The following is an 18,841-nucleotide window of genomic DNA, read 5'->3' as shown; positions in this document are numbered from 1 at the left end:
CATTGTCGACCGCCCCAAGACGATCAATCCCCCCGCGCGCGCCAATACAATTCCAGATCGGCACGGGCAAAAGTCAGACTCACCCAAGCGCGCCGATCGTTTCACACAATAGTGAAACTTGGATCACAGTTTTATGACGAAAATTTTGCCCTTTGCGCCGCGGCCCGGCGAGAGCTATTGGCAGGCCTTCGTATCGAGAACCTCGAGCTTGGTGAGCTTGCCGGTGAGGACGAAGTCGCCGTAATCCATGGTGAGATCGCGCGTTATGCCGTTCTCGTAAAGCTTGAACGACATGCGGTAGACCGGTATGGCGTCGCCCGTGGACTTCTCGTTGAAATAGGCGACGGACACCGGCCAGAAGGCGGTCTTGGCAAAGGCGCCGGCCTTGTCGGCGTCGGGATCATCCGTGGCGGGCGTCTCCTGCTTGCCGACGACGGTGGTCGCGATCAATGGCTTGTCGCCGTCGTCGGAACCGTCGAAGACCTGGGCCTCGAAGAAATTCTTGCCGAGTTTGGCGTTGCGGATGATGTCAAGCATATGCTCGGTCGGGAAACGGCTCTGGATGAGTTCGATCTGCTTGCTGTGCGGCTGAGTCAGATCGACCTTGATGCCCTTCTGGTCGTCGGTCGCGGCGCCGCGCACGTCCTTGTCGAGCTGGCTGTCGGTATAGGACTTGGTTTCGAAGCGGAACACCCGCTTGGCCAGATCCTCGAACGTCGTCGTCTGCTGGTCGCTGACCCGTGTGGAATCGCCCGTGTCGATCTGCGTGACGAAGCGGAAATTGGTGGTGAACCCTGTGCAATCGGAGCCTTCGAATTCATAGACCATGCGACCGAACATGCCGGCGATGCCGGAACGATCGGAAGCGTCCTTCAGTTCGAGATCATAGACGGCGCGATGTGCAATGAGGCCACTCGGAACGGCCGCATGGGCTGCCGGATTTCCCAGAGATAGAACGCCCAGACCCGAAACGACAGCTGCAGCAAGACTCGAGCGGATCATTCATTATCTCCTGTTGGACTCGCACGCGATGTTATAAGAACGCTTTCGGCTTAAACGAGGCTGCCGGTCCTAATTGACGGAATTTAGTCTTGATGCCGGATTTTTGAAGTTTTTACAACAAAACGGGAGATGAAAATGTCCGACGCTATAGAGGGTCGTCTGAAGGAACTTGGCATCGTTCTGCCGCAGGCCGCCGCACCGGCCGCGAATTACGTTCCCTATGTCGTCAGCGGCAATCTTCTCTATCTGTCCGGGCAACTGCCGATGGAAAACGGCAAGGTCGGCGTGACAGGCCATCTCGGCAGGGATGTCGACGTTGCCGGCGGCCAGCGCGCCGCCGAACTCTGCGCCATCAATATTCTTGCGCAGGCAAAGGCAGCGCTCGGCGGCGATCTCGGCCGCATCAAGCGCCTCATCAAGCTGAACGGCTTCGTCGCCTCGACGCCTGATTTCGTCGAACAACACCTTGTGATCAACGGCGCCTCCAATCTTCTGGCAAACGTGTTGGGAGACGCCGGCAAGCACGCCCGCGCCGCCGTCGGCATGGCAGCCCTGCCATTCAATGCCGCCGTTGAAATCGATGCCATTCTGGAAATCGCCTGATGAGCAAGCATGCCTGGTTGACCGAACGTCCCGTCGCCCATCGGGGCTATCATGACATGAACAAGGAGGTCTGGGAGAATACGCTCTCTGCGTTTGCCCGGGCCATCGAGGCAGGTTTTGCCATCGAATGCGACCTGCATTATGCCTCGGACGCCGTCCCGGTCGTCTTCCACGACGACGATCTGCAGCGCGTCTGCAATCTGCCCGCTCAGCTGCGCGATCGCACATCAGCCGAACTCGGCCTGCTTTCGGTCGGCGGCACCAAGGACAAGATCCCGACATTGAAGCAGCTGCTGCGGCTTTGCGACGGCAAGGTACCGCTGGTGCTGGAGCTGAAGGGCCGCGAAGGCGACGACGAGGGCTTTGCGGAAGCCGTGCTCGAAGTGCTGGAAGGCTACAAGGGACATGTGGCCCTGATGAGCTTCGACCATTGGCTGCTCAAGGACCTCAAGGCGCTGGAAGCACCCTACCCGATCGGTCTCACGGCCGACGGAAATGAGCCCGAGGCGTTTTTTAAGCATGACGAAGCCATGCAGCTTGGGCTAGACTTCATCTCGTACTTCTACGGCCATCTGCCGAACCCCTTCATCACGGCGCAGCGCCAGCGCGGCATTCCGGTCATAACCTGGACCGTGCGCGACGAAGCGGCCCGCAAACATACATTTGCCAATGCTGACCAGATGACCTTCGAAGGTTTTGACCCGCGCATAGCCTCATAAATCGGGATCGATTGAAGGAGGGACTTATGCGCAAACTTGAAATTCCGCTGCGTCCTTTGCATATCCGATTGGACGCGTGGCGCAGCGGTTGAGAGCCCCATCCTTCCTTCCAAGCGCAAGAATTTGATGACAGACGAATTATCCATTCGAGTCGAACGATCCTTCAAGAACATCGCCCCGGAAAGCTGGTCCAAGCTCGCCGGAGCGTCCAAGGCAAGCAAGCTGCTGCCATATAACCCGTTTGTCTCGCATGCCTTTCTGTCCTCGCTTGAGGAGTCGGGCTCAGCAAGCGACAAGACGGGATGGCTTGGCAACCATTTGCTGCTCGAAACCGATGGCGGCGACTTGATCGGCGCCGTCGCGGGCTATCTGAAGAGCCACAGCCAGGGCGAATATGTCTTCGATCATGGCTGGGCCGACGCCTTCGAGCGTGCCGGCGGCCGCTATTATCCCAAGCTGCAATGCTCCGTGCCCTTCACGCCGGCCACAGGGCCGCGGCTGCTCGTCGCCGAAGGCCAGGACCGGAAGGCGATCCAGCCGGCGCTCGCCGAGAGCCTGAAGGAGGTGACACGCCAGCTCGGCGTTTCCTCCGCGCACATCACCTTCCTGCCTAAAGACGAGGTCTCGGTCTTCGAAACAGATGGCTATCTGCATCGGACCGACCAACAGTTCCATTTCATCAACGAGGGCTATGCCGACCACGATGCCTTCCTGGAAACCCTCGCGTCGCGCAAGCGCAAGGCACTGAAGAAGGAGCGCCGCGCGGCACTCGAGCACGGCATCAGCATCGATTGGCTGACCGGCAGCGATCTCACAGAAGGCATATGGGATCAGTTCTTCGCCTTCTACATGGATACGGGCAGCCGCAAATGGGGCCGCCCCTACCTGACGCGAAAATTCTATTCGCTGATCGGCGAGCGCATGCCTGAGGATGTCCTGCTCGTCATGGCGAAACGCGAGGGACGCTATATCGCCGGCGCCATCAACTTCATCGGCGGAGAAACGCTCTACGGCCGTCATTGGGGCTGCATCGAGGATCATCCCTTCCTGCATTTCGAGGTCTGCTATCATCAGGCGATCGATTTCGCGCTCAGCAAGGGGTTGAAGCGCGTGGAGGCCGGCGCGCAGGGCGAGCACAAGCTCGCGCGCGGCTATCTTCCTGTCATCACGCATTCGGCGCATTATATCGGCCACCAGGGCTTGCGACGCGCCGTTGCCGACTATCTGCAGCACGAGCGGGAGCAGGTGGAGGAAATGAGCGAAGTCCTTACCGAACACAGCCCCTTCCGCAAAGGCGAACGGCAAGATATCTAGCCGTTCTGGACAATCATAAACGGAAGACGAGGAGATCCCGGATGACCAGCTCGGCCTACGACACCAACAATATCTTCGCGAAGATCCTGAAAGGCGAGATCCCTTCCTATCGTGTCTACGAGGACGAGCACACGGTCGCCTTCATGGATGTCATGCCGCAATCGCCGGGCCATACGCTGGTTCTGCCGAAATCTCCGTCCCGCAACATCTTCGATGCCGATCCTGCCGCACTTCAGCACGCGATCACCATCGTCCAGAAGGTCGCCATCGCCGTCCAGGAAGCCTTCGATGCCGACGGTGTCTACATCGCCCAGTTCAACGAGCCTGCCGCAGGGCAGACCGTGTTCCATCTCCATTTCCACGTCATTCCGCGTCACGAAGGCGTGGCGCTGAAACCGCATTCGGGCAAGATGGAAGACGGTGCGGTGCTGGCTGATAATGCCAAGAAGATCATCGAAGCCCTGGCTTGACCTGGAGACACATGATTCGCCATCTGTCGCCTTTCGCCTGAAACATAAAGCCGGTTCGGTTGAGGAGACCAGTTTCCTCAAAGACGCCCTCGTTCTCAAAGAGATATTGAGCGTCCGAAACTTCAAGCAGCTTCGGCAGACCAGTCCAAAGAATGATTTTACTTTCGGGTTCTCAACGGAGTTCGATAGTCGATCAGGCTACGACGCCTATAACATCGACCCCGACCACGTCGCTTTCGTGCGCGATCGCTGGGGGCCCGAAGTCGAGTCCTTCCTCGAAATCGACAATACGAACCTGTAGCACTTAATTATTATATCAAAATAAGCATATGAAAAGGCTGCATTGTTTCCAATGCAGCCTTTTCATTTTTCTCAAGCAGCCAATCGGCAGTTACTTGCGCGGAACCTTCGGCACCGTGCCGCCCTTGCGCGGCGACTTGCCTTCCGGCTCGTCGTTTTCGCTGGCCGCCGCGGCCTTGGCCGAACGGCGGGCATCCGCGGCTGCACCGGCCTTGCCCACGCGGCTTCTGGCCTTGACGGTGGTGTCACCGTCATCCTGCTCCACCTCGAGCGGCGCATCGCCGACCTCGGCTTCCGGCTTCGGCCGGATCGGTGCCGTATCAGCGGTTGCTTCGAGCACGATGCCGGTGGTGCCGTCTTCCTTCGTGCCGACCGTGACGGTGACGACGCCACCCTTCTTCAGCTTGCCGAAGAGGATTTCGTTCGCCAGCGGCTTCTTGATATTTTCCTGGATGACGCGCGCCAGCGGACGGGCGCCCATCTTTTCGTCGTAGCCCTTTTCGGACAGCCAGGCGATCGCGTCTTCGTGCAGATCGAAGGTAACATTCCGTTCGGAAAGCTGAGCCTCCAGCTGCATGATGAACTTCTGCACGACCTTGTGGATGACAACGGTCGGCAGCGGCGCGAACGGAATGGTCGCATCCAGACGGTTGCGGAATTCCGGGGTGAACAGGCGGTTCAGAGCCTCTTCATCCTCGCCCGTACGCTTGGCCGAGCCGAAGCCGATCGCGGCCTTGGCCATTTCCGATGCGCCCGCATTGGTCGTCATGATCAGGATGACGTTGCGGAAGTCGATCTTCTTGCCGTTGTGGTCGGTCAGCGCGCCATGGTCCATGACCTGCAGCAGGATATTGAAGATATCCGGATGCGCCTTCTCGATTTCGTCGAGCAGGACAACGCTGTGCGGATGCTGGTCGACACCGTCGGTCAGCAGGCCGCCCTGATCGAAGCCGACATAGCCGGGAGGTGCGCCGAGCAGGCGGGAAACCGTGTGACGCTCCATATATTCCGACATGTCGAAGCGCAGCAGTTCGACGCCGAGCGACGAAGCAAGCTGCTTGGCGACTTCCGTCTTGCCGACGCCTGTGGGGCCGGAGAAGATGTAGCAGCCGATCGGCTTGTTCGGTTCGCGCAGGCCCGCACGAGCCAGCTTGATCGCCGTCGACAGAGCCTCGATCGCCGTGTCCTGGCCATAGACGACCGAACGCAGCTCCTGCTCGAGATTGGCGAGAACCATCTCGTCATCCTTGGACACCGTCTTTGGGGGAATACGGGCCATGGTGGCGATCGTGACCTCGATCTCCTTCTCGGTGATCAGCTTGCGACGCTTGGACGGCGGCAGCAGCATTTGCGCAGCACCCGTTTCGTCGATGACGTCGATCGCCTTGTCCGGCAGCTTGCGGTCGGAAATGTAGCGAGCCGACAGCTCGACAGCCGACTTGATGGCGTCGTTCGAATAGCGCAGGTGATGATACTCTTCGAAATAGGGCTTCAGGCCCTTCATGATTTCGATGGCATCCTCGATGCTCGGCTCGTTGACGTCTATCTTCTGGAAACGGCGGACGAGTGCCCGGTCCTTCTCAAAGAACTGACGGTATTCCTTGTAGGTGGTCGAACCGATGCAACGGATCGCACCCGAGGAGAGAGCCGGCTTCAGCAGGTTCGAGGCATCCATCGCACCGCCGGAAGTGGCGCCAGCGCCGATGACGGTGTGGATCTCATCGATGAACAGCACGGCGCCCGGATATTCCTCGAGCTCCTTGACGACCTGCTTCAGGCGCTCTTCGAAATCGCCGCGATAGCGGGTGCCGGCAAGCAGCGTGCCCATATCGAGCGAAAAGATCGTGGCGTCGGCAAGCGCTTCTGGAACCTTGCCTTCGACGATGCGCTTGGCAAGACCTTCGGCAATCGCCGTCTTGCCAACCCCGGGGTCGCCAACATAAAGCGGGTTGTTCTTCGACCGGCGGCAAAGCACCTGGATCGTGCGATTGACCTCGGAATGACGGCCGATCAGCGGATCGATCTTGCCGTTCTTGGCCTTCTCGTTGAGGTTGACGCAATAGGCCTTCAGCGCATCCTGCTGCTTCTTGCCGTTGCCTTCCTCCTGCTCACCGCGGGCGGTCGGCTTGCTCTCGGATTCGCTTTCCTCGGCGCCGCGCGGCGTGCGGGTTTGGGAGGAACCCGGACGCTTGCCGATACCGTGAGATATATAGTTGACCGCGTCGTAGCGGGTCATTTCCTGCTCCTGCAGGAAGAATGCAGCATGGCTTTCCCGTTCCGCAAAAATCGCGACGAGAACGTTGGCGCCCGTCACTTCCTCGCGACCGGACGATTGTACATGGATCACGGCGCGCTGGATGACACGCTGGAAGCCGGAGGTCGGCTTCGAGTCCTCATCATAGCCCGTAATCAGGTTTGAAAGTTCATTATCGACGTATTCAGTCAGAGTCTTACGGAGCGCGTCGAGATCAACATTGCACGCGCCCATGACAGCTGCGGCGTCGGCGTCGTCTACCAGCGCCAAAAGCAGATGTTCCAGCGTGGCATACTCGTGATGCCGCTCGTTCGCGTAAGTCAGTGCCTGGTGCAGCGCCTTCTCAAGACTAGGCGAAAATGTTGGCACGTTCAGATCCTCACTTCTTTTCCATAACACATTGCAGCGGATGCTGGTGCTGCCGGGCAAAATCCATCACCTGGCTCACCTTCGTTTCGGCTACTTCATATGTATATATCCCGCATTCACCCACGCCATGGTTGTGGACGTGAAGCATGATGCGAGTGGCACTCTCAAGATCCTTTTGAAAGAAACGCTCCAGGATGTGGATCACAAAATCCATGGGCGTATAGTCGTCATTCAGAAGCAGCACGCGGTATAGATTGGGCTTCTTGGTTTTGGGCTTGGTGCGTGTAATCACCGAGGTCCCGCGATTTCCGTTGTCCCCGTTCCTTTCGCCATTGTTTTGCATCCGGATCGGCTCAGCGATCATTTCGTTCTTTCCTCAAATCATCCGGCAGAAGCTATCGCATTCCGACTTGGCAACTGGGTTGGTTTATTGACTCGGTCGGGCCGAATATCCGAACCTATAACTTAGTTCATATCGGCGTGATTTTAAGCCCCTTGCGGGACACTGCAATCACAATTCGCTGACAAAGCGGGCTGCGGCCAAAAAAGTTGCAGCTATTGTCGAACCAGGCACGACTATCGGAAACGCAAAGGACCGACTGCGCATCGCGCAGTCGGTCCTTCCGGAATTGTCGCCTTGGGCGAGTTCTTAAGCGGCGGTGGCAGTCGCTGCCGCCTTGCTAGCAGCCTTCGTCGCTGCAGCGACAGGCGCTTCGTAAGGCTTGTAAGCGTTCTTGGCGAGATCTGCATACATTTCGCCGAGCTTGGTGGCTTCGGCGACGAAATTTTCGTAGGCCGACTTCACGTAGCTGCTCTGGAGTTCGAAAGCAGCTTCGAAGCTCTTGACGCCGGCGAGCGTTTCAAAGTGCGTAACACCATCCTGGAACGACTTCTTCGAATATTCAGCAGTTTCGGCGGCAATAGCCTGGAAACCCTTGCTGACATCGGAGTAGCTCTTCAGCGCCGTGTCCATGGCTTCCTTGCCCTTTTTGTTCGCTTCATCGAAATTGAACATGTTTCTCCGTCCCTTGTTGGCCGGCCGACGGCCGGTTTACACAGACAAGACTTAAATGCGATGCACAATTAGTCAAGTAGTCTTGTGCATCGCAATATCACCCGGAGATTGCATTTCCGATGACGGCACAATGTCATCGACGAGAGCGCAGACGCATCCGTTTGTTTTTTCTAATATATATCAATGTCTGTGCAACTACAGGCTTTGGCAGAAATATTGCGATTTGACGGAAAATCCTATCTGGGTGGATGGAAGGTTCAACCACCCGTTCAGAACGACGAATCGGATCATTTTCAGTCGGCATCCAAGAAAAGAGCCGCATTTCGATGAAATGCGGCTCCGAAATCGGACTGGAATATTGGACACTTACAGCGACTTAGAGATCGACGTCCAGGATAGCCATCGAGAAATTGTAGGAACGGTCGCCGTCTTCATCATCGATATAGACAACACCCAGGAACTCTTCGCCGAGATAGACTTCTGCCGAATCATTCTTGCGCGGCCGGGCCTTCACCACCATCTGCGGATTGAACATGCGCTTGAAGTAGGCGTCGAGTTTCTTGATTTCGTCAGGCTTCACAATGCATCTCCGTGAGGATCTCTGTTTGGCCGCTTCTTGCATGGGAAAAGCGGCGGTGTAAAGACCGGAACCGCGCCAAATACCTTCAGCAATGGCGCTAAATCCCGAAGTTTAGGTTGGACTTTGCCTAGATTCCGGCGCCCATGATCTGGTCGACAACCATGCGTTCGGCCAGCAGCTGATCCATGGAGCGGGATGGCTCCGAGCAGCCTGCCTCGCCGACAACCTTGGCTGGAACGCCGGCGACCGTCGTCTTCGGCGGCACTTCCTTCAGAACGACCGAGCCGGCGGCGATACGCGAGCAATGGCCGATCTGGATATTGCCGAGGATCTTCGCTCCGGCGCCGATCAATACGCCATGGGCGATTTTCGGATGGCGGTCGCTGCCTTCCTTGCCGGTGCCACCGAGGGTGACGCCATGCAGGATCGATACGTTGTCGCCGATAACGGCCGTTTCGCCCACGACCAGGCCGGTCGCGTGATCGAGGAAGATACCCTTGCCGATCCGCGCAGCCGGGTTGATGTCGGTCTGGAAGACGCTCGAGGATCGGCTTTGCAGATAAAGCGCAAAATCACGGCGGCCGCGATTGTACAGCCAGTGCGCGAGACGATGGGTCTGCAAGGCATGAAAACCCTTGAAATAGAGAACCGGCTCGAGGAAACGGAGACAGGCGGGATCGCGATCGTAGACGGCCTGAATATCGACACGCAGAATCGATCCCCATTCCGACCAATCGCTCAGCATTTCCTCGAAAGTCTGCCGCAGGAGAACGGCCTGCATATCCGGATGGTCGAGGCGCTCGCAAATGCGATAGATGACGCATTCCTCCAGCGAACGGTGATTGATGATCGTCGAATATAGGAAGGCGGCCAGAAGCGGGTCCCGGTCAGCGGCCGAGCGAGCCTCCTCGCGCATGCTATCCCAGATGGGATCCACGACCTTAACCGCGCCTAGGCCCTCCAGAGGGCGAATGTCCGTTACTGCGACCATTGGCGGTCTCCCGATTTGCTGCCAGTGGTGCATTATATAGAATAAATGCCACACAAGACAAATGGGTCGGACGCGCATGAATTTCGAGCATGATTTTGCCGGCGGTCTGCTTCGTGCAACCAGCAGCGATGCCATAGGCACGATCGCCATCAACAACCCCGGCAGCAAGAATGCCGTGACGGCCGCCATGTGGCGGGCACTTCCTCAGGCCGTGCGCATTTTGACCGACGAGGCGCACGCTCATGTGATCATTCTTCGCGGCGCCGGCGCGGATTTTTCCGCAGGCGCCGACATCCGCGAATTCGATAGCGTGCGTAAAGACGCCGAAACGGCCGTCGCCTACGAGGCTTTGAACAGTCAGGCCTTCACGGCCATTCGTCATTGCCGCGTGCCGACGATCGCGGCGATCCGCGGCGTCTGTTACGGCGGCGGCTTCGGGCTCGCCGCTGCCTGCGATCTAAGGATCGCGGAGCAAGGTGCGCGCTTCTCCATACCCGCCGTCCGCCTCGGCATCGCCTATCCCTCTGACGCCGTGCAGGACATCGTCAATGCGCTTGGGCCGCAGATGGCCAAGGTCGCGCTTTTTACGGGCGCTCCCATGTCGAGCGAGAAGATGGCTGCGGCCGGATTTCTGCTGGAAGAGATGGAAGCCGACGTGTTCGAGGCTGAGGTTTCCGCCCTCGCCCATGCGATCGCCGCCAATGCGCCGATCGCGCTGCATTCCTCGAAACTCGCAATCCGCGCCGTCATCGAACAGGATGGCGATCTGCTGCGCGAAGCTGAAGTGATCGGCGCCGAGACTTTCGACAGCGCCGACTATGCCGAAGGGCGGGCCGCCTTTGCCGCGCGACGGAAACCGCATTTCACCGGCAGGTGACTTGACCGATCCAGCCCGTCAGTTCTCCAGCCGCTTATAGAATTCAAGAACCGCCGTCTTAAAGACCTTGTCGCCGACGGCGAGCATATGATCGCGGTTGGGGATGTCGACGACTTCGGCATGCGGCATCAGATCAGCAAGCTCCTGCGCCGAGCCGGCAATATCGTCCTTGGTGCCGACGGCAATCAGGGTCGGCGCCTCGATCCTCGCCACATCCTCCTTTGCGGCCAGATCGCGCGACCCCTGGATGCAGGCGGCAAGCGCCTGCCGGTCGCTCCTGGTCTGCTCGGCAAAAACGCGGAACATGCGGCCGCGCAGATGCATGACATCGTCCAGCGATGGCGCCAGCAGGGCGTCCGCGATCGGATCCCAATCGCCGACTCCTTCGACCATGCCGATGCCGAGGCCGCCGAGCACCAGCGAACGAACACGGTCAGGATGCGTGATCGCCATGAAGGTCGAAACGCGCGCGCCCATCGAATAGCCCATGACATGCGCCTCGGGGATGCCGAGGTGATCAAGCAGAGCGACGGCGTCTTCGGCCATGATCCAGGGATGATAGACATCGGCATCATAGGGCTTGTCGCTCATGCCGTGACCGCGATTGTCGATGGCGATCACGCGGTAACCCGCCTCATCAAGCACCTTGAGCCAGCCCGGATTGACCCAATTGGCAACCGCGGTCGAGGCAAATCCGTGAATCAGCAAAACCGGCTGACCATTCGGATTGCCCTCGTCGAAATAGGCGAGCTTCAATCCGTCGCTGACAAAATAGGAAATCGGAGGAACATTCAAATTCATGGCTGTATCTTCGCAAACAGGGCTTATTGGCGCCGGACCATATTTTATCGGCGATATCAGGTGAACCCCGCTTTCGCGAAAATCTCTGCGCCGAGCCGGACTTTCGCACTACACAATCGATGAGAAGGATTATAAAGAGGGGCTACCAAGTCTGGCGCAACATTCATGCCGCTCAAGGCAAGACGCATTTGGAGATCATCATGGCCGGCCACAATATTCCCCATTTCCAGAACGATGGCGGACACCGCGTTATCGAAATCGGCGTGAAGGAATTCATGTGCACCGGCGCCTCGGTTCCCTACGACCATCCGCATATCTTCATCGACCTGGGCGACGATAGCGAGAAGGTCTGCTCCTACTGCTCGACGCTCTACCGCTACAATCCGTCGCTGAAGGCGGACCAGACCAACCCGCCCGGCTGCGTCTTCCACTTCAAGGCCGCGTGACCCTCCTGGATCGCGATCGGACATAGCCGAATGCCGATCAAAACAGCTGCCATCATCGGCGCCGGAATAGCCGGGTTGACGGCGGCGCTGGCGCTGGCAAGGCATGGCATCCGCTCGGAGATTTTCGAACAGGCGGACGTGTTGACCGAAGTTGGCGCCGGCCTGCAGATTTCCCCAAACGCCTCCCGCATTCTCAATGCGCTGGGCGTGCTCGACGCGCTTCTGCCCATCTGGCTCGAACCGCAGGACGTGCGGCTGGTTTCCGGCTATTCGCTGCGGCCGGTCGCATCCGTTCCATGCGGCGATTTCGCCAGGCAGCGATGGGGATCCCCCTACGGCACGGCGCATCGCGCGACCCTGCAGAAAGCACTTCTCGATGCGGTGACAGCCAACGCGCTTTGCACGCTGCATCTCGGCCGACACGTCGATATCAAAGACAGACGGGGATTGGATGGGATCGCCGGCCGGGACATGGATCTCGTCATCGGCGCGGACGGCGTCTGGTCAAAGGCACGCGCCTTGGTGCCCGGCGCCCCCTCGCCGCTCTTTTCCAGCAACATCGCGTGGCGTTTCACTCTTCCGGAGGCTTCCGCACCGGCCATCCTGAACAAGACAAGCGTCACGGCGTTTCTCGGTCCCTCCAGCCACCTCGTCTGCTATCCGATCCGTGAAACTGCCGCCTTCAATATCGTCGCCATCGTTTCCGGCAGCAGCGCGAGCCACGATTGGAGCGCTATCGGCAGCAAGGCCCAAAGAGACAATATGCTGCGCGGCTTCTCCGGCTGGAACAGCGCAATTCTGCGGATGTTGGAAACGCAGGAGCAGGCAAGCTTCTGGCCGCTTTACGAAATGGGCGTCGGCCGATGGCACAATGGCAGCGACACGATCCTGATCGGCGATGCGGCTCATGCGATGATGCCATTCGCCGCCCAAGGCGCGGCCATGGCAATCGAGGATGCGTTCGAATTGGCAGGCATGCTCGCAACGCGCTCTGTCTCTGAAGCACTCGATCTTTATGAGAAGCATCGTGCGCCGCGCATCGCCCGCCTGCGCCAGCGCGCCGCCTTCAATCAGTTCGCCTACCATGCCCGCGGGCCGATACGGATGGCGCGCGACCTCGTTCTGTCCCTGCGCCCGCCGCAAAGTCTTGCGGCGGACATGGACTGGATCTACGGCTATCGCGCCATCGGCTGATCAAGCCTCCTTGGCTGCCGCAAACCCCTTTTCGATATCCGCCTTGATATCGGCCACGTCTTCCAGGCCGATCTGCAGGCGCAATACCGGCCCCTCCGTCGGCGCCTTGGCGAGGCGGCGGTCGTTGAGGTTGACGTGCAAAGCGAGGCTTTCGAAGCCGCCCCAGGAATAGCCGAGACCGAAAATCCGGAGCGCATCGAGGAAGGCATGCGCCTTGGCCTTGAATTTCTGAGGGCTGTCGACAGCCAGCACGAAGGAGAAAATGCCGCTCGATCCCTTGAAGTCGCGCTTCCAAATCGCATGGCCTGGGAAGCTCGGCAGCGCGGGATGCAGTACGCGCGCAACCTCCTCCCGTCCCTCCAGCCATTGGGCGATGGCAAGCGCGCTCTGCTGATGGCGCTCCAGCCGCACACCCATAGTGCGCAAGCCCTTCAACACCTGGTAAGCATCATCCGGTGCGCCGCAGATGCCGAGTTGACCATGGGCGTCCAGCAAGCGCTTCCAATGCGCCGCATTGGCGGAAACGGTCCCCATCAGAATATCGGAGTGGCCGGCCGGATACTTGGTCACCGCATGGATCGAGATGTCAACGCCGTGATCAAGCGGCTTGAAATAGAGCGGTGTTGCCCAGGTATTGTCCATCGTGACGACGCAGCCGTGCCTGTGAGCAGCCGTCGAAATCGCTGATATATCCTGCATTTCGAAGGTATTGGAACCCGGCGCCTCTGTATGCACCAATTTGGTGTTCGGCCTGATCATCTGCTCGATGCCGGCGCCGATGAGCGGATCGTAGTATTCAACCTCGACACCGAGCCGCTTCAGCATCGTATCGCAGAAGTGGCGCGTCGGCCCGTAGACCGAATCGACGACCAGCGCATGGTCACCGGCGGATAAAAACGCAAGAAAAGGTATGGTGACAGCCGCAAGCCCGGACGGCACGATGACCGTTCCCGCCGATCCCTCCAGCGCGTCGATCGCCTCGCAAAGCGCATCCGTCGTCGGCGTGCCGCGCGTGCCGTAGGTATATTTCTGGTCGTGCGTTTCCATGGTCCGTGCATTCGGAAACAGCACTGTGGACGCATGAACCACGGGCGGATTGACGAATCCGTGGAAATCGGAGGGCGAATTGCCGATGTGGGATAAACGCGTATTGATGCCGGCGTTCTGCAGCAATGTGTCTTTGTCTTTCATGTCCGGATATGCCCTTGGCGCTGTAGGAACCTCGATTTGTGGCGAGCAAGTCCAGTGGGGTCAACCCTGATCCGTCTCAGTCCTCTTATTACTAGAAGGCTAAAATAACGAAAATAGCGAATTAACCTCCGTTTTCGCGTAGTTTTTTGGCAAAATGCCGCTTATTTTCACGCCAAACGCTCATTTTTCGAACGCCCCGGGCGAAAATGCCGAATAAATCCGCAATAATTGGGCCAATGTCTTGACCGCAAATCCATTTACGACTGTGATAGGACCACTCGCACCGGGAGAGTGAGGGAACGTGGTTCTCCGGGAACCTGCTTCGGGAGCGATACATTTTAACTATAAAACAATACACAAAGGTAGGGAAAGATGAAAAAGATTGCTCTGTCCGCATTCCTCGGAGCAGCGGCATTGGCTTACACCGTGTCCGGTGCTTCGGCTTCGACGCTGAGCGATGTGAAGGCTAAGGGCTTCGTACAATGCGGCGTAAATACTGCCCTTCTTGGCTTCTCACAGCCCGACGCCTCTGGCAACTATTCCGGTTTTGACGTCGACATGTGCAAGGCTGTCGCCGCGGCTGTCTTCGGAGACGTGACCAAGGTCAAGTACACTGCCCTCAGCTCCAAGGACCGTTTCACCGCTCTCCAGTCTGGCGAAATCGATCTGCTGTCGCGTAACACGACATGGACCCTCAACCGCGATACGGCGCTTGGCCTCAACTTCCGCCCAGTCACCTACTATGACGGTCAGGGCTTCATGGTCCGCAAGGAACTGAACGTGAAGTCGGCTCTGGAACTCTCCGGCGCCGCCGTCTGCGTGCAGTCGGGAACCACGACGGAACTCAACCTAGCCGACTACTTCAAGTCGAATAATCTTCAGTACAATCCGGTGGTCTTCGACAAGCTCGAAGAAGTCAACGCGGCCTACGATTCCGGTCGTTGCGACGTCTACACCACAGACCAGTCCGGCCTCTATTCGCTGCGTCTGACGCTGAAGAACCCCGATGACAACGTCGTTCTGCCTGAGATCATCTCCAAGGAGCCGCTCGGCCCGGCCGTACGCCAGGGTGACGATCAGTGGTTCGATATCGTCAGCTGGTCCGCCTATGCTCTGATCAATGCCGAAGAATTCGGCATCACCCAGAAGAACGTCGACGAAATGAAGAACTCGCCGAACCCGGACATTCAGCGCTTCCTGGGCGTTGAAAAGGGTACGACGATCGGCACCGATATGGGCCTGACCAATGACTGGGCCTACAATATCATCAAGGGCGTCGGCAATTACGGCGAAGTCTTCGACCGGAACATCGGTGCGGGCAGCCCGCTGAAGATCGCTCGCGGCCTCAATGCTCTGTGGAACAAGGGCGGCATCCAGTACGCACCGCCGGTTCGCTAAGCCAGCGACCTGATTATTCGAGGAAGGCGGGATCCGCCTTCCTCATCTAACATAACAAGCCCGAACGGGCACACCGGGGAAAAGCTCTGCATGGCAATAACCACGAATTCGCCCGAGGGCGAACGCTCCTTCGCATCTGCGATATACAACCCCAAAGTGCGAGGCCTGTTCTACCAGGTCCTTACCCTTATCATTCTGGTAGCGGCGGCCTGGTTCATCGTCCAGAACATCATCGATAATCTGCGTGCATCGAACCAGTCCTTCGGCTTTAGCTTCCTCACCGGACGCGCCGGTTTCAATCTCGGGCAAGCACTGCTTCCCTTTTCGAGCGATTCCACTAACACCCAAGCGCTGATTGTCGGCCTGCTCAATACGATCCTCATTTCGATATGCGGCATCATCGCCGCGACGATCATCGGTTTCCTCATCGGCATCGGACGGCTTTCGAAGAACTGGCTGATTGCCAAGCTTTGCCAGGCCTATGTCGAGCTTTTCCGCAACATCCCACCGTTGCTGGTCATCTTCTTCTGGTATAGCGGCGTTCTGGTATTGCTGCCTCAGGCCCGCGATGCCCTACACCTGCCGTTCTCCAGCTATCTCAGCAATCGCGGCCTGGCCTTTCCGAGCCCAATCTTCGGCGCTGGAATGTGGGGGGTCGGCGCGGCTATCGTCATCGCCATCGTCGCCGTCTTCTTCCTGGCGCGCTGGGCGCACAGACGCCAGGCAGCCACCGGCCAGCAGTTCCACACCATCTGGGTGTCGATCGCCCTGATCGTCGGCTTACCGCTTCTGGCCTTCCTCGCCTCCGGCAGACCACTCTCCTTCGATTACCCCGTTGCCGGAAAGTTCAATCTGACGGGCGGCTTGGTTGTCGGACCGGAATTCATTTCCCTATTCCTTGCGCTGTCCTTCTACACTGCCTCCTTTATTGCCGAAATCGTGCGCGGTGGCATTCGTGGCGTGGCGAAAGGACAATCGGAAGCAGCCGCCGCACTCGGTTTGCGTTCTTCCGCCATCACCAGGCTTGTCGTCATTCCGCAGGCGCTGCGCATCATCATTCCACCATTGACCAGCCAATATCTGAACCTGACGAAGAACTCGTCGCTTGCGATCGCCATCGGCTATGCCGATCTCGTTGCCGTCGGCGGCGTCATTCTCAATCAGTCGGGCCGTGCAATCGAGGTCGTCATCATCTGGATGATCGTCTACCTCACACTGAGCATCGTCACCTCGCTGTTCATGAACTGGTTCAACGCCAAGATGGCTTTGGTGGAGAGATAAGATGCTGGATACAAACCATAGCTTTGTCAGCAAGACCCTCCTTCCGCCGCAGCAGGCTCCGGCGAACGAAAAGGGCGTCGGGCATTGGATCAAAAAGAACCTGCTGGCAACACCGAAAGACGTGGTGTTGACGATCCTCGCCATCGCCTTCCTGGTCTGGGCAATACCGCATATCATCAACTGGCTGTTCGTCCAGGCCGTCTGGACCGGCTCCGACCGCACCTTCTGTGCAACGACGGTACAGGGTGGCATGCAGCCCGATGGCTGGAGCGGCGCATGCTGGGCTTTCGTCCGCGCGAAATTCAGCATCTTCATGTTCGGCCTCTATCCGCCGGAAGAACGCTGGCGGCCAATACTCGTCGCCATTCTAAGCGTCCTCACCATTACACCATTGCTGATACCATCGGTTCCGAGAAAAGGGCTGAATGTCCTCCTGGCGTTCATCGTGCTCCCGATCGCATCGTTTATCCTGCTTTACGGCGGGTTCGGCCTCGATGTCGTGGAAACCACGAGATGGGGCGGCCTGATGGTGACGCTAATCGTCTCTTTCGTTGCGATCGCGGTATCCGTTCCGTTCGGCATCGTACTCGCGCTGGGGCGCCGCTCCCAAATGCCCATCATCCGCATGCTGTGCGTCCTCTTCATCGAGGTCATTCGTGGCATTCCGCTAATCACGGTGCTGTTCATGGCCAGTGTCATGCTGCCGCTCTTCCTGCCGCAGGGCTGGACGATCGATAAGCTGCTGCGCGCCGTGATCGGCGTCTCGATCTTCACCTCGGCTTACATGGCCGAAGTCATCCGCGGCGGCCTGCAGGCAGTTCCGAAAGGCCAGTTCGAAGGTGCCGATTCGCTTGGCCTTGGCTATTGGCAGAAGATGCGGCTGATCGTTCTGCCACAGGCGATCAAGCTGGTCATCCCCGGCATCGTCAACACCTTCATCGGCATGTTCAAGGACACCTCGCTGATCTCGATCATCAATATGTTCGACCTGCTCGGCATCGTCCGTCAGAACTTCTCCGATGCGAACTGGGCAAGCCCGGTCATCCCGATGACAGGCCTGGTCTTCGCCGGCTTCATGTTCTGGCTTTTCTGCTTCGGCATGTCGCGCTATTCAGGTTTCATGGAACGCCACCTCGACACTGGCCACAAACGATAAGAACTGAGGGAAGATAATATGGCTGACGCCCAACCGAAAAAACTGACCATTTCCGAGACGGAAGTCGCGGTTGAAATGATCAACATGAACAAGTGGTACGGCGATTTCCACGTGCTGCGCGACATCAACCTCAAGGTCATGCGCGGCGAGCGCATCGTCATCGCCGGTCCGTCCGGCTCCGGCAAATCGACGATGATTCGCTGCATCAACCGCCTCGAAGAACACCAGAAGGGCAGCATCGTCGTTGACGGCGTGGAACTCACCAACGATCTGAAGAAGATTGATGAAGTCCGCCGCGAAGTCGGCATGGTGTTCCAGCACTTCAATCTCTTCCCGCACCTGACGATCCTGGAGAACTGCACGCTGGCGCCGATCTGGGTGCGCAAGATGCCGAAGAAGCAGGCGGAAGAAATCGCCATGCACTTTCTCACCCGCGTCAAGATCCCGGAGCAGGCGAAGAAATATCCCGGCCAGCTTTCGGGCGGCCAGCAGCAGCGCGTGGCGATTGCCCGTTCGCTCTGCATGAACCCGAAGATCATGCTGTTCGACGAGCCGACCTCGGCGCTCGATCCGGAAATGATCAAGGAAGTGCTCGACACCATGGTGGGTCTTGCCGAGGAAGGCATGACCATGCTGTGCGTCACCCATGAAATGGGCTTTGCCCGCCAGGTCGCCAACCGCGTCATCTTCATGGACCAGGGTCAGATCGTCGAGCAGAATTCGCCGAAGGAATTCTTCGACAATCCGCAGCATGAGCGCACCAAGCTCTTCCTCAGCCAGATCCTGCACTGAGTTCGCGCAAATTATAGGACAATAAGGAACCCGCCGGCTGCGATGTAGCCGGCGGGTTTTTCGTCGATACTCCGCACCAGCGGAGCCA

Annotated in this window: 19 protein-coding genes and 1 pseudogene; 12 read left to right on the top strand and 8 right to left on the bottom strand. The window is 58.4% G+C overall.

Translation table 11 applies throughout. The features are described 5' to 3' along the window. Positions 1-174: 174 nt before the first annotated feature. Positions 175-1,002, bottom strand: a complete 828-nt coding sequence (locus GA0061101_RS12960; protein ID WP_092573695.1) for a cell envelope integrity EipB family protein — start codon at positions 1,000-1,002, stop codon at positions 175-177. Between the two features lie 135 nt (positions 1,003-1,137). Here GA0061101_RS12960 and GA0061101_RS12955 point away from each other — a divergent pair, with 135 nt between their 5' ends. The 5 genes and pseudogenes from GA0061101_RS12955 to GA0061101_RS12935 all read left to right on the top strand — a co-directional run bounded on the left by GA0061101_RS12955 (position 1,138) and on the right by GA0061101_RS12935 (position 4,409). Then, on the top strand, positions 1,138-1,605 hold the full coding sequence (locus GA0061101_RS12955; RefSeq protein ID WP_092573694.1) for a RidA family protein: 468 nt from the start codon (positions 1,138-1,140) through the stop codon (positions 1,603-1,605). Next, positions 1,605-2,324 carry a glycerophosphodiester phosphodiesterase gene (locus GA0061101_RS12950; RefSeq protein ID WP_037201894.1) on the top strand — a complete coding sequence of 240 codons (720 nt, stop codon included), beginning with the start codon at positions 1,605-1,607 and terminating at the stop codon, positions 2,322-2,324. Before GA0061101_RS12955 ends, GA0061101_RS12950 begins: the two co-directional genes overlap by 1 nt. Before the next feature lie 126 nt (positions 2,325-2,450). Next, positions 2,451-3,638, top strand: coding sequence for a GNAT family N-acetyltransferase (locus tag GA0061101_RS12945; protein ID WP_037201891.1), 1,188 nt, complete (start codon positions 2,451-2,453; stop codon positions 3,636-3,638). A gap of 41 nt (positions 3,639-3,679) precedes the next feature. Continuing rightward, a complete protein-coding gene (locus tag GA0061101_RS12940; RefSeq protein WP_037201889.1) occupies positions 3,680-4,108 on the top strand; it encodes an HIT family protein in 429 nt (142 codons plus the stop codon). Between the two features lie 11 nt (positions 4,109-4,119). Further along, positions 4,120-4,409 (top strand): annotated as a pseudogene (locus GA0061101_RS12935) (Dabb family protein). A 90-nt stretch (positions 4,410-4,499) separates the two neighbouring features. Here the strand turns inward: GA0061101_RS12935 and clpA are convergent. The 5 genes from clpA to cysE all read right to left on the bottom strand — a co-directional run bounded on the left by clpA (position 4,500) and on the right by cysE (position 9,617). Further along, positions 4,500-7,031: an ATP-dependent Clp protease ATP-binding subunit ClpA gene (gene clpA, locus GA0061101_RS12930; RefSeq protein ID WP_037201887.1), complete on the bottom strand. Its 2,532-nt coding sequence runs from the start codon at positions 7,029-7,031 to the stop codon at positions 4,500-4,502. 10 nt (positions 7,032-7,041) lie between these two features. Then, positions 7,042-7,395: an ATP-dependent Clp protease adapter ClpS gene (gene clpS, locus GA0061101_RS12925; RefSeq protein WP_034505170.1), complete on the bottom strand. Its 354-nt coding sequence runs from the start codon at positions 7,393-7,395 to the stop codon at positions 7,042-7,044. Between the two features lie 285 nt (positions 7,396-7,680). Continuing rightward, entirely contained in the window at positions 7,681-8,046 is a 366-nt protein-coding gene (locus GA0061101_RS12920; protein ID WP_034505172.1) for a phasin family protein, read from the bottom strand. 376 nt (positions 8,047-8,422) lie between these two features. Further along, positions 8,423-8,626 (bottom strand): DUF3126 family protein, encoded by a 204-nt coding sequence (locus GA0061101_RS12915; RefSeq protein ID WP_034505173.1) that lies wholly within the window; start codon positions 8,624-8,626, stop codon positions 8,423-8,425. A 127-nt stretch (positions 8,627-8,753) separates the two neighbouring features. Further along, positions 8,754-9,617, bottom strand: coding sequence for a serine O-acetyltransferase (gene cysE, locus GA0061101_RS12910; protein ID WP_037201883.1), 864 nt, complete (start codon positions 9,615-9,617; stop codon positions 8,754-8,756). 76 nt (positions 9,618-9,693) lie between these two features. Between cysE and GA0061101_RS12905 the strand changes: the two genes are divergently transcribed. Next, positions 9,694-10,494: an enoyl-CoA hydratase-related protein gene (locus GA0061101_RS12905; RefSeq protein WP_092573857.1), complete on the top strand. Its 801-nt coding sequence runs from the start codon at positions 9,694-9,696 to the stop codon at positions 10,492-10,494. Positions 10,495-10,512: 18 nt separating this feature from the next. Here the strand turns inward: GA0061101_RS12905 and GA0061101_RS12900 are convergent, their stop codons facing one another. Next, entirely contained in the window at positions 10,513-11,295 is a 783-nt protein-coding gene (locus GA0061101_RS12900) for an alpha/beta fold hydrolase (RefSeq protein WP_037201881.1), read from the bottom strand. Positions 11,296-11,495: 200 nt separating this feature from the next. Here GA0061101_RS12900 and GA0061101_RS12895 point away from each other — a divergent pair, with 200 nt between their 5' ends. Together GA0061101_RS12895 and GA0061101_RS12890 are read left to right on the top strand one after the other, a co-directional pair. After that, positions 11,496-11,741 (top strand): zinc-finger domain-containing protein, encoded by a 246-nt coding sequence (locus GA0061101_RS12895; RefSeq protein WP_037201878.1) that lies wholly within the window; start codon positions 11,496-11,498, stop codon positions 11,739-11,741. Positions 11,742-11,771: 30 nt separating this feature from the next. Then, entirely contained in the window at positions 11,772-12,935 is a 1,164-nt protein-coding gene (locus tag GA0061101_RS12890; protein WP_092573693.1) for an FAD-dependent monooxygenase, read from the top strand. Here the strand turns inward: GA0061101_RS12890 and GA0061101_RS12885 are convergent, their stop codons facing one another. Then, a complete protein-coding gene (locus GA0061101_RS12885) occupies positions 12,936-14,126 on the bottom strand; it encodes a cystathionine beta-lyase (protein ID WP_047557751.1) in 1,191 nt (396 codons plus the stop codon). 372 nt (positions 14,127-14,498) lie between these two features. Here GA0061101_RS12885 and GA0061101_RS12880 point away from each other — a divergent pair, with 372 nt between their 5' ends. The 4 genes from GA0061101_RS12880 (at position 14,499) to GA0061101_RS12865 (ending at position 18,753) form a co-directional block, all read left to right on the top strand. Continuing rightward, positions 14,499-15,524, top strand: a complete 1,026-nt coding sequence (locus tag GA0061101_RS12880; RefSeq protein ID WP_092573692.1) for an amino acid ABC transporter substrate-binding protein — start codon at positions 14,499-14,501, stop codon at positions 15,522-15,524. 90 nt (positions 15,525-15,614) lie between these two features. Beyond that, the gene (locus GA0061101_RS12875; protein WP_092573691.1) at positions 15,615-16,805 is read left to right on the top strand and encodes an amino acid ABC transporter permease; all 1,191 of its coding nucleotides are present in this window, start codon (positions 15,615-15,617) and stop codon (positions 16,803-16,805) included. Position 16,806: 1 nt separating this feature from the next. Continuing rightward, positions 16,807-17,961, top strand: a complete 1,155-nt coding sequence (locus GA0061101_RS12870) for an amino acid ABC transporter permease (RefSeq protein WP_092573690.1) — start codon at positions 16,807-16,809, stop codon at positions 17,959-17,961. A gap of 18 nt (positions 17,962-17,979) precedes the next feature. Then, a complete protein-coding gene (locus GA0061101_RS12865; RefSeq protein WP_037201864.1) occupies positions 17,980-18,753 on the top strand; it encodes an amino acid ABC transporter ATP-binding protein in 774 nt (257 codons plus the stop codon). The last annotated feature ends 88 nt before the right edge of the window (positions 18,754-18,841 follow it).

The organism is Martinezella lusitana, assembly GCF_900094565.1.
GTDB lineage: Bacteria > Pseudomonadota > Alphaproteobacteria > Rhizobiales > Rhizobiaceae > Rhizobium > Rhizobium lusitanum.
Note: the sequence above shows the minus strand (reverse complement) of the source record. Positions and strands in the feature narration are given on the sequence as shown.

Bases quoted from the DNA above. Each gene is read 5' to 3' on its own strand.
- GA0061101_RS12875 (WP_092573691.1), top strand. From the start codon at position 15,615: ATGGCAATAACCACGAATTCGCCCGAGGGCGAACGCTCCTTCGCATCT.
- GA0061101_RS12885 (WP_047557751.1), bottom strand. From the start codon at position 14,126: ATGAAAGACAAAGACACATTGCTGCAGAACGCCGGCATCAATACGCGT.
- GA0061101_RS12905 (WP_092573857.1), top strand. From the start codon at position 9,694: ATGAATTTCGAGCATGATTTTGCCGGCGGTCTGCTTCGTGCAACCAGC.
- GA0061101_RS12895 (WP_037201878.1), top strand. From the start codon at position 11,496: ATGGCCGGCCACAATATTCCCCATTTCCAGAACGATGGCGGACACCGC.
- clpS (WP_034505170.1), bottom strand. From the start codon at position 7,395: ATGATCGCTGAGCCGATCCGGATGCAAAACAATGGCGAAAGGAACGGG.
- GA0061101_RS12920 (WP_034505172.1), bottom strand. From the start codon at position 8,046: ATGTTCAATTTCGATGAAGCGAACAAAAAGGGCAAGGAAGCCATGGAC.
- GA0061101_RS12945 (WP_037201891.1), top strand. From the start codon at position 2,451: ATGACAGACGAATTATCCATTCGAGTCGAACGATCCTTCAAGAACATC.
- GA0061101_RS12950 (WP_037201894.1), top strand. From the start codon at position 1,605: ATGAGCAAGCATGCCTGGTTGACCGAACGTCCCGTCGCCCATCGGGGC.
- GA0061101_RS12870 (WP_092573690.1), top strand. From the start codon at position 16,807: ATGCTGGATACAAACCATAGCTTTGTCAGCAAGACCCTCCTTCCGCCG.
- GA0061101_RS12960 (WP_092573695.1), bottom strand. From the start codon at position 1,002: ATGATCCGCTCGAGTCTTGCTGCAGCTGTCGTTTCGGGTCTGGGCGTT.
- GA0061101_RS12890 (WP_092573693.1), top strand. From the start codon at position 11,772: ATGCCGATCAAAACAGCTGCCATCATCGGCGCCGGAATAGCCGGGTTG.
- GA0061101_RS12900 (WP_037201881.1), bottom strand. From the start codon at position 11,295: ATGAATTTGAATGTTCCTCCGATTTCCTATTTTGTCAGCGACGGATTG.
- GA0061101_RS12955 (WP_092573694.1), top strand. From the start codon at position 1,138: ATGTCCGACGCTATAGAGGGTCGTCTGAAGGAACTTGGCATCGTTCTG.
- cysE (WP_037201883.1), bottom strand. From the start codon at position 9,617: ATGGTCGCAGTAACGGACATTCGCCCTCTGGAGGGCCTAGGCGCGGTT.
- GA0061101_RS12940 (WP_037201889.1), top strand. From the start codon at position 3,680: ATGACCAGCTCGGCCTACGACACCAACAATATCTTCGCGAAGATCCTG.
- GA0061101_RS12865 (WP_037201864.1), top strand. From the start codon at position 17,980: ATGGCTGACGCCCAACCGAAAAAACTGACCATTTCCGAGACGGAAGTC.
- GA0061101_RS12880 (WP_092573692.1), top strand. From the start codon at position 14,499: ATGAAAAAGATTGCTCTGTCCGCATTCCTCGGAGCAGCGGCATTGGCT.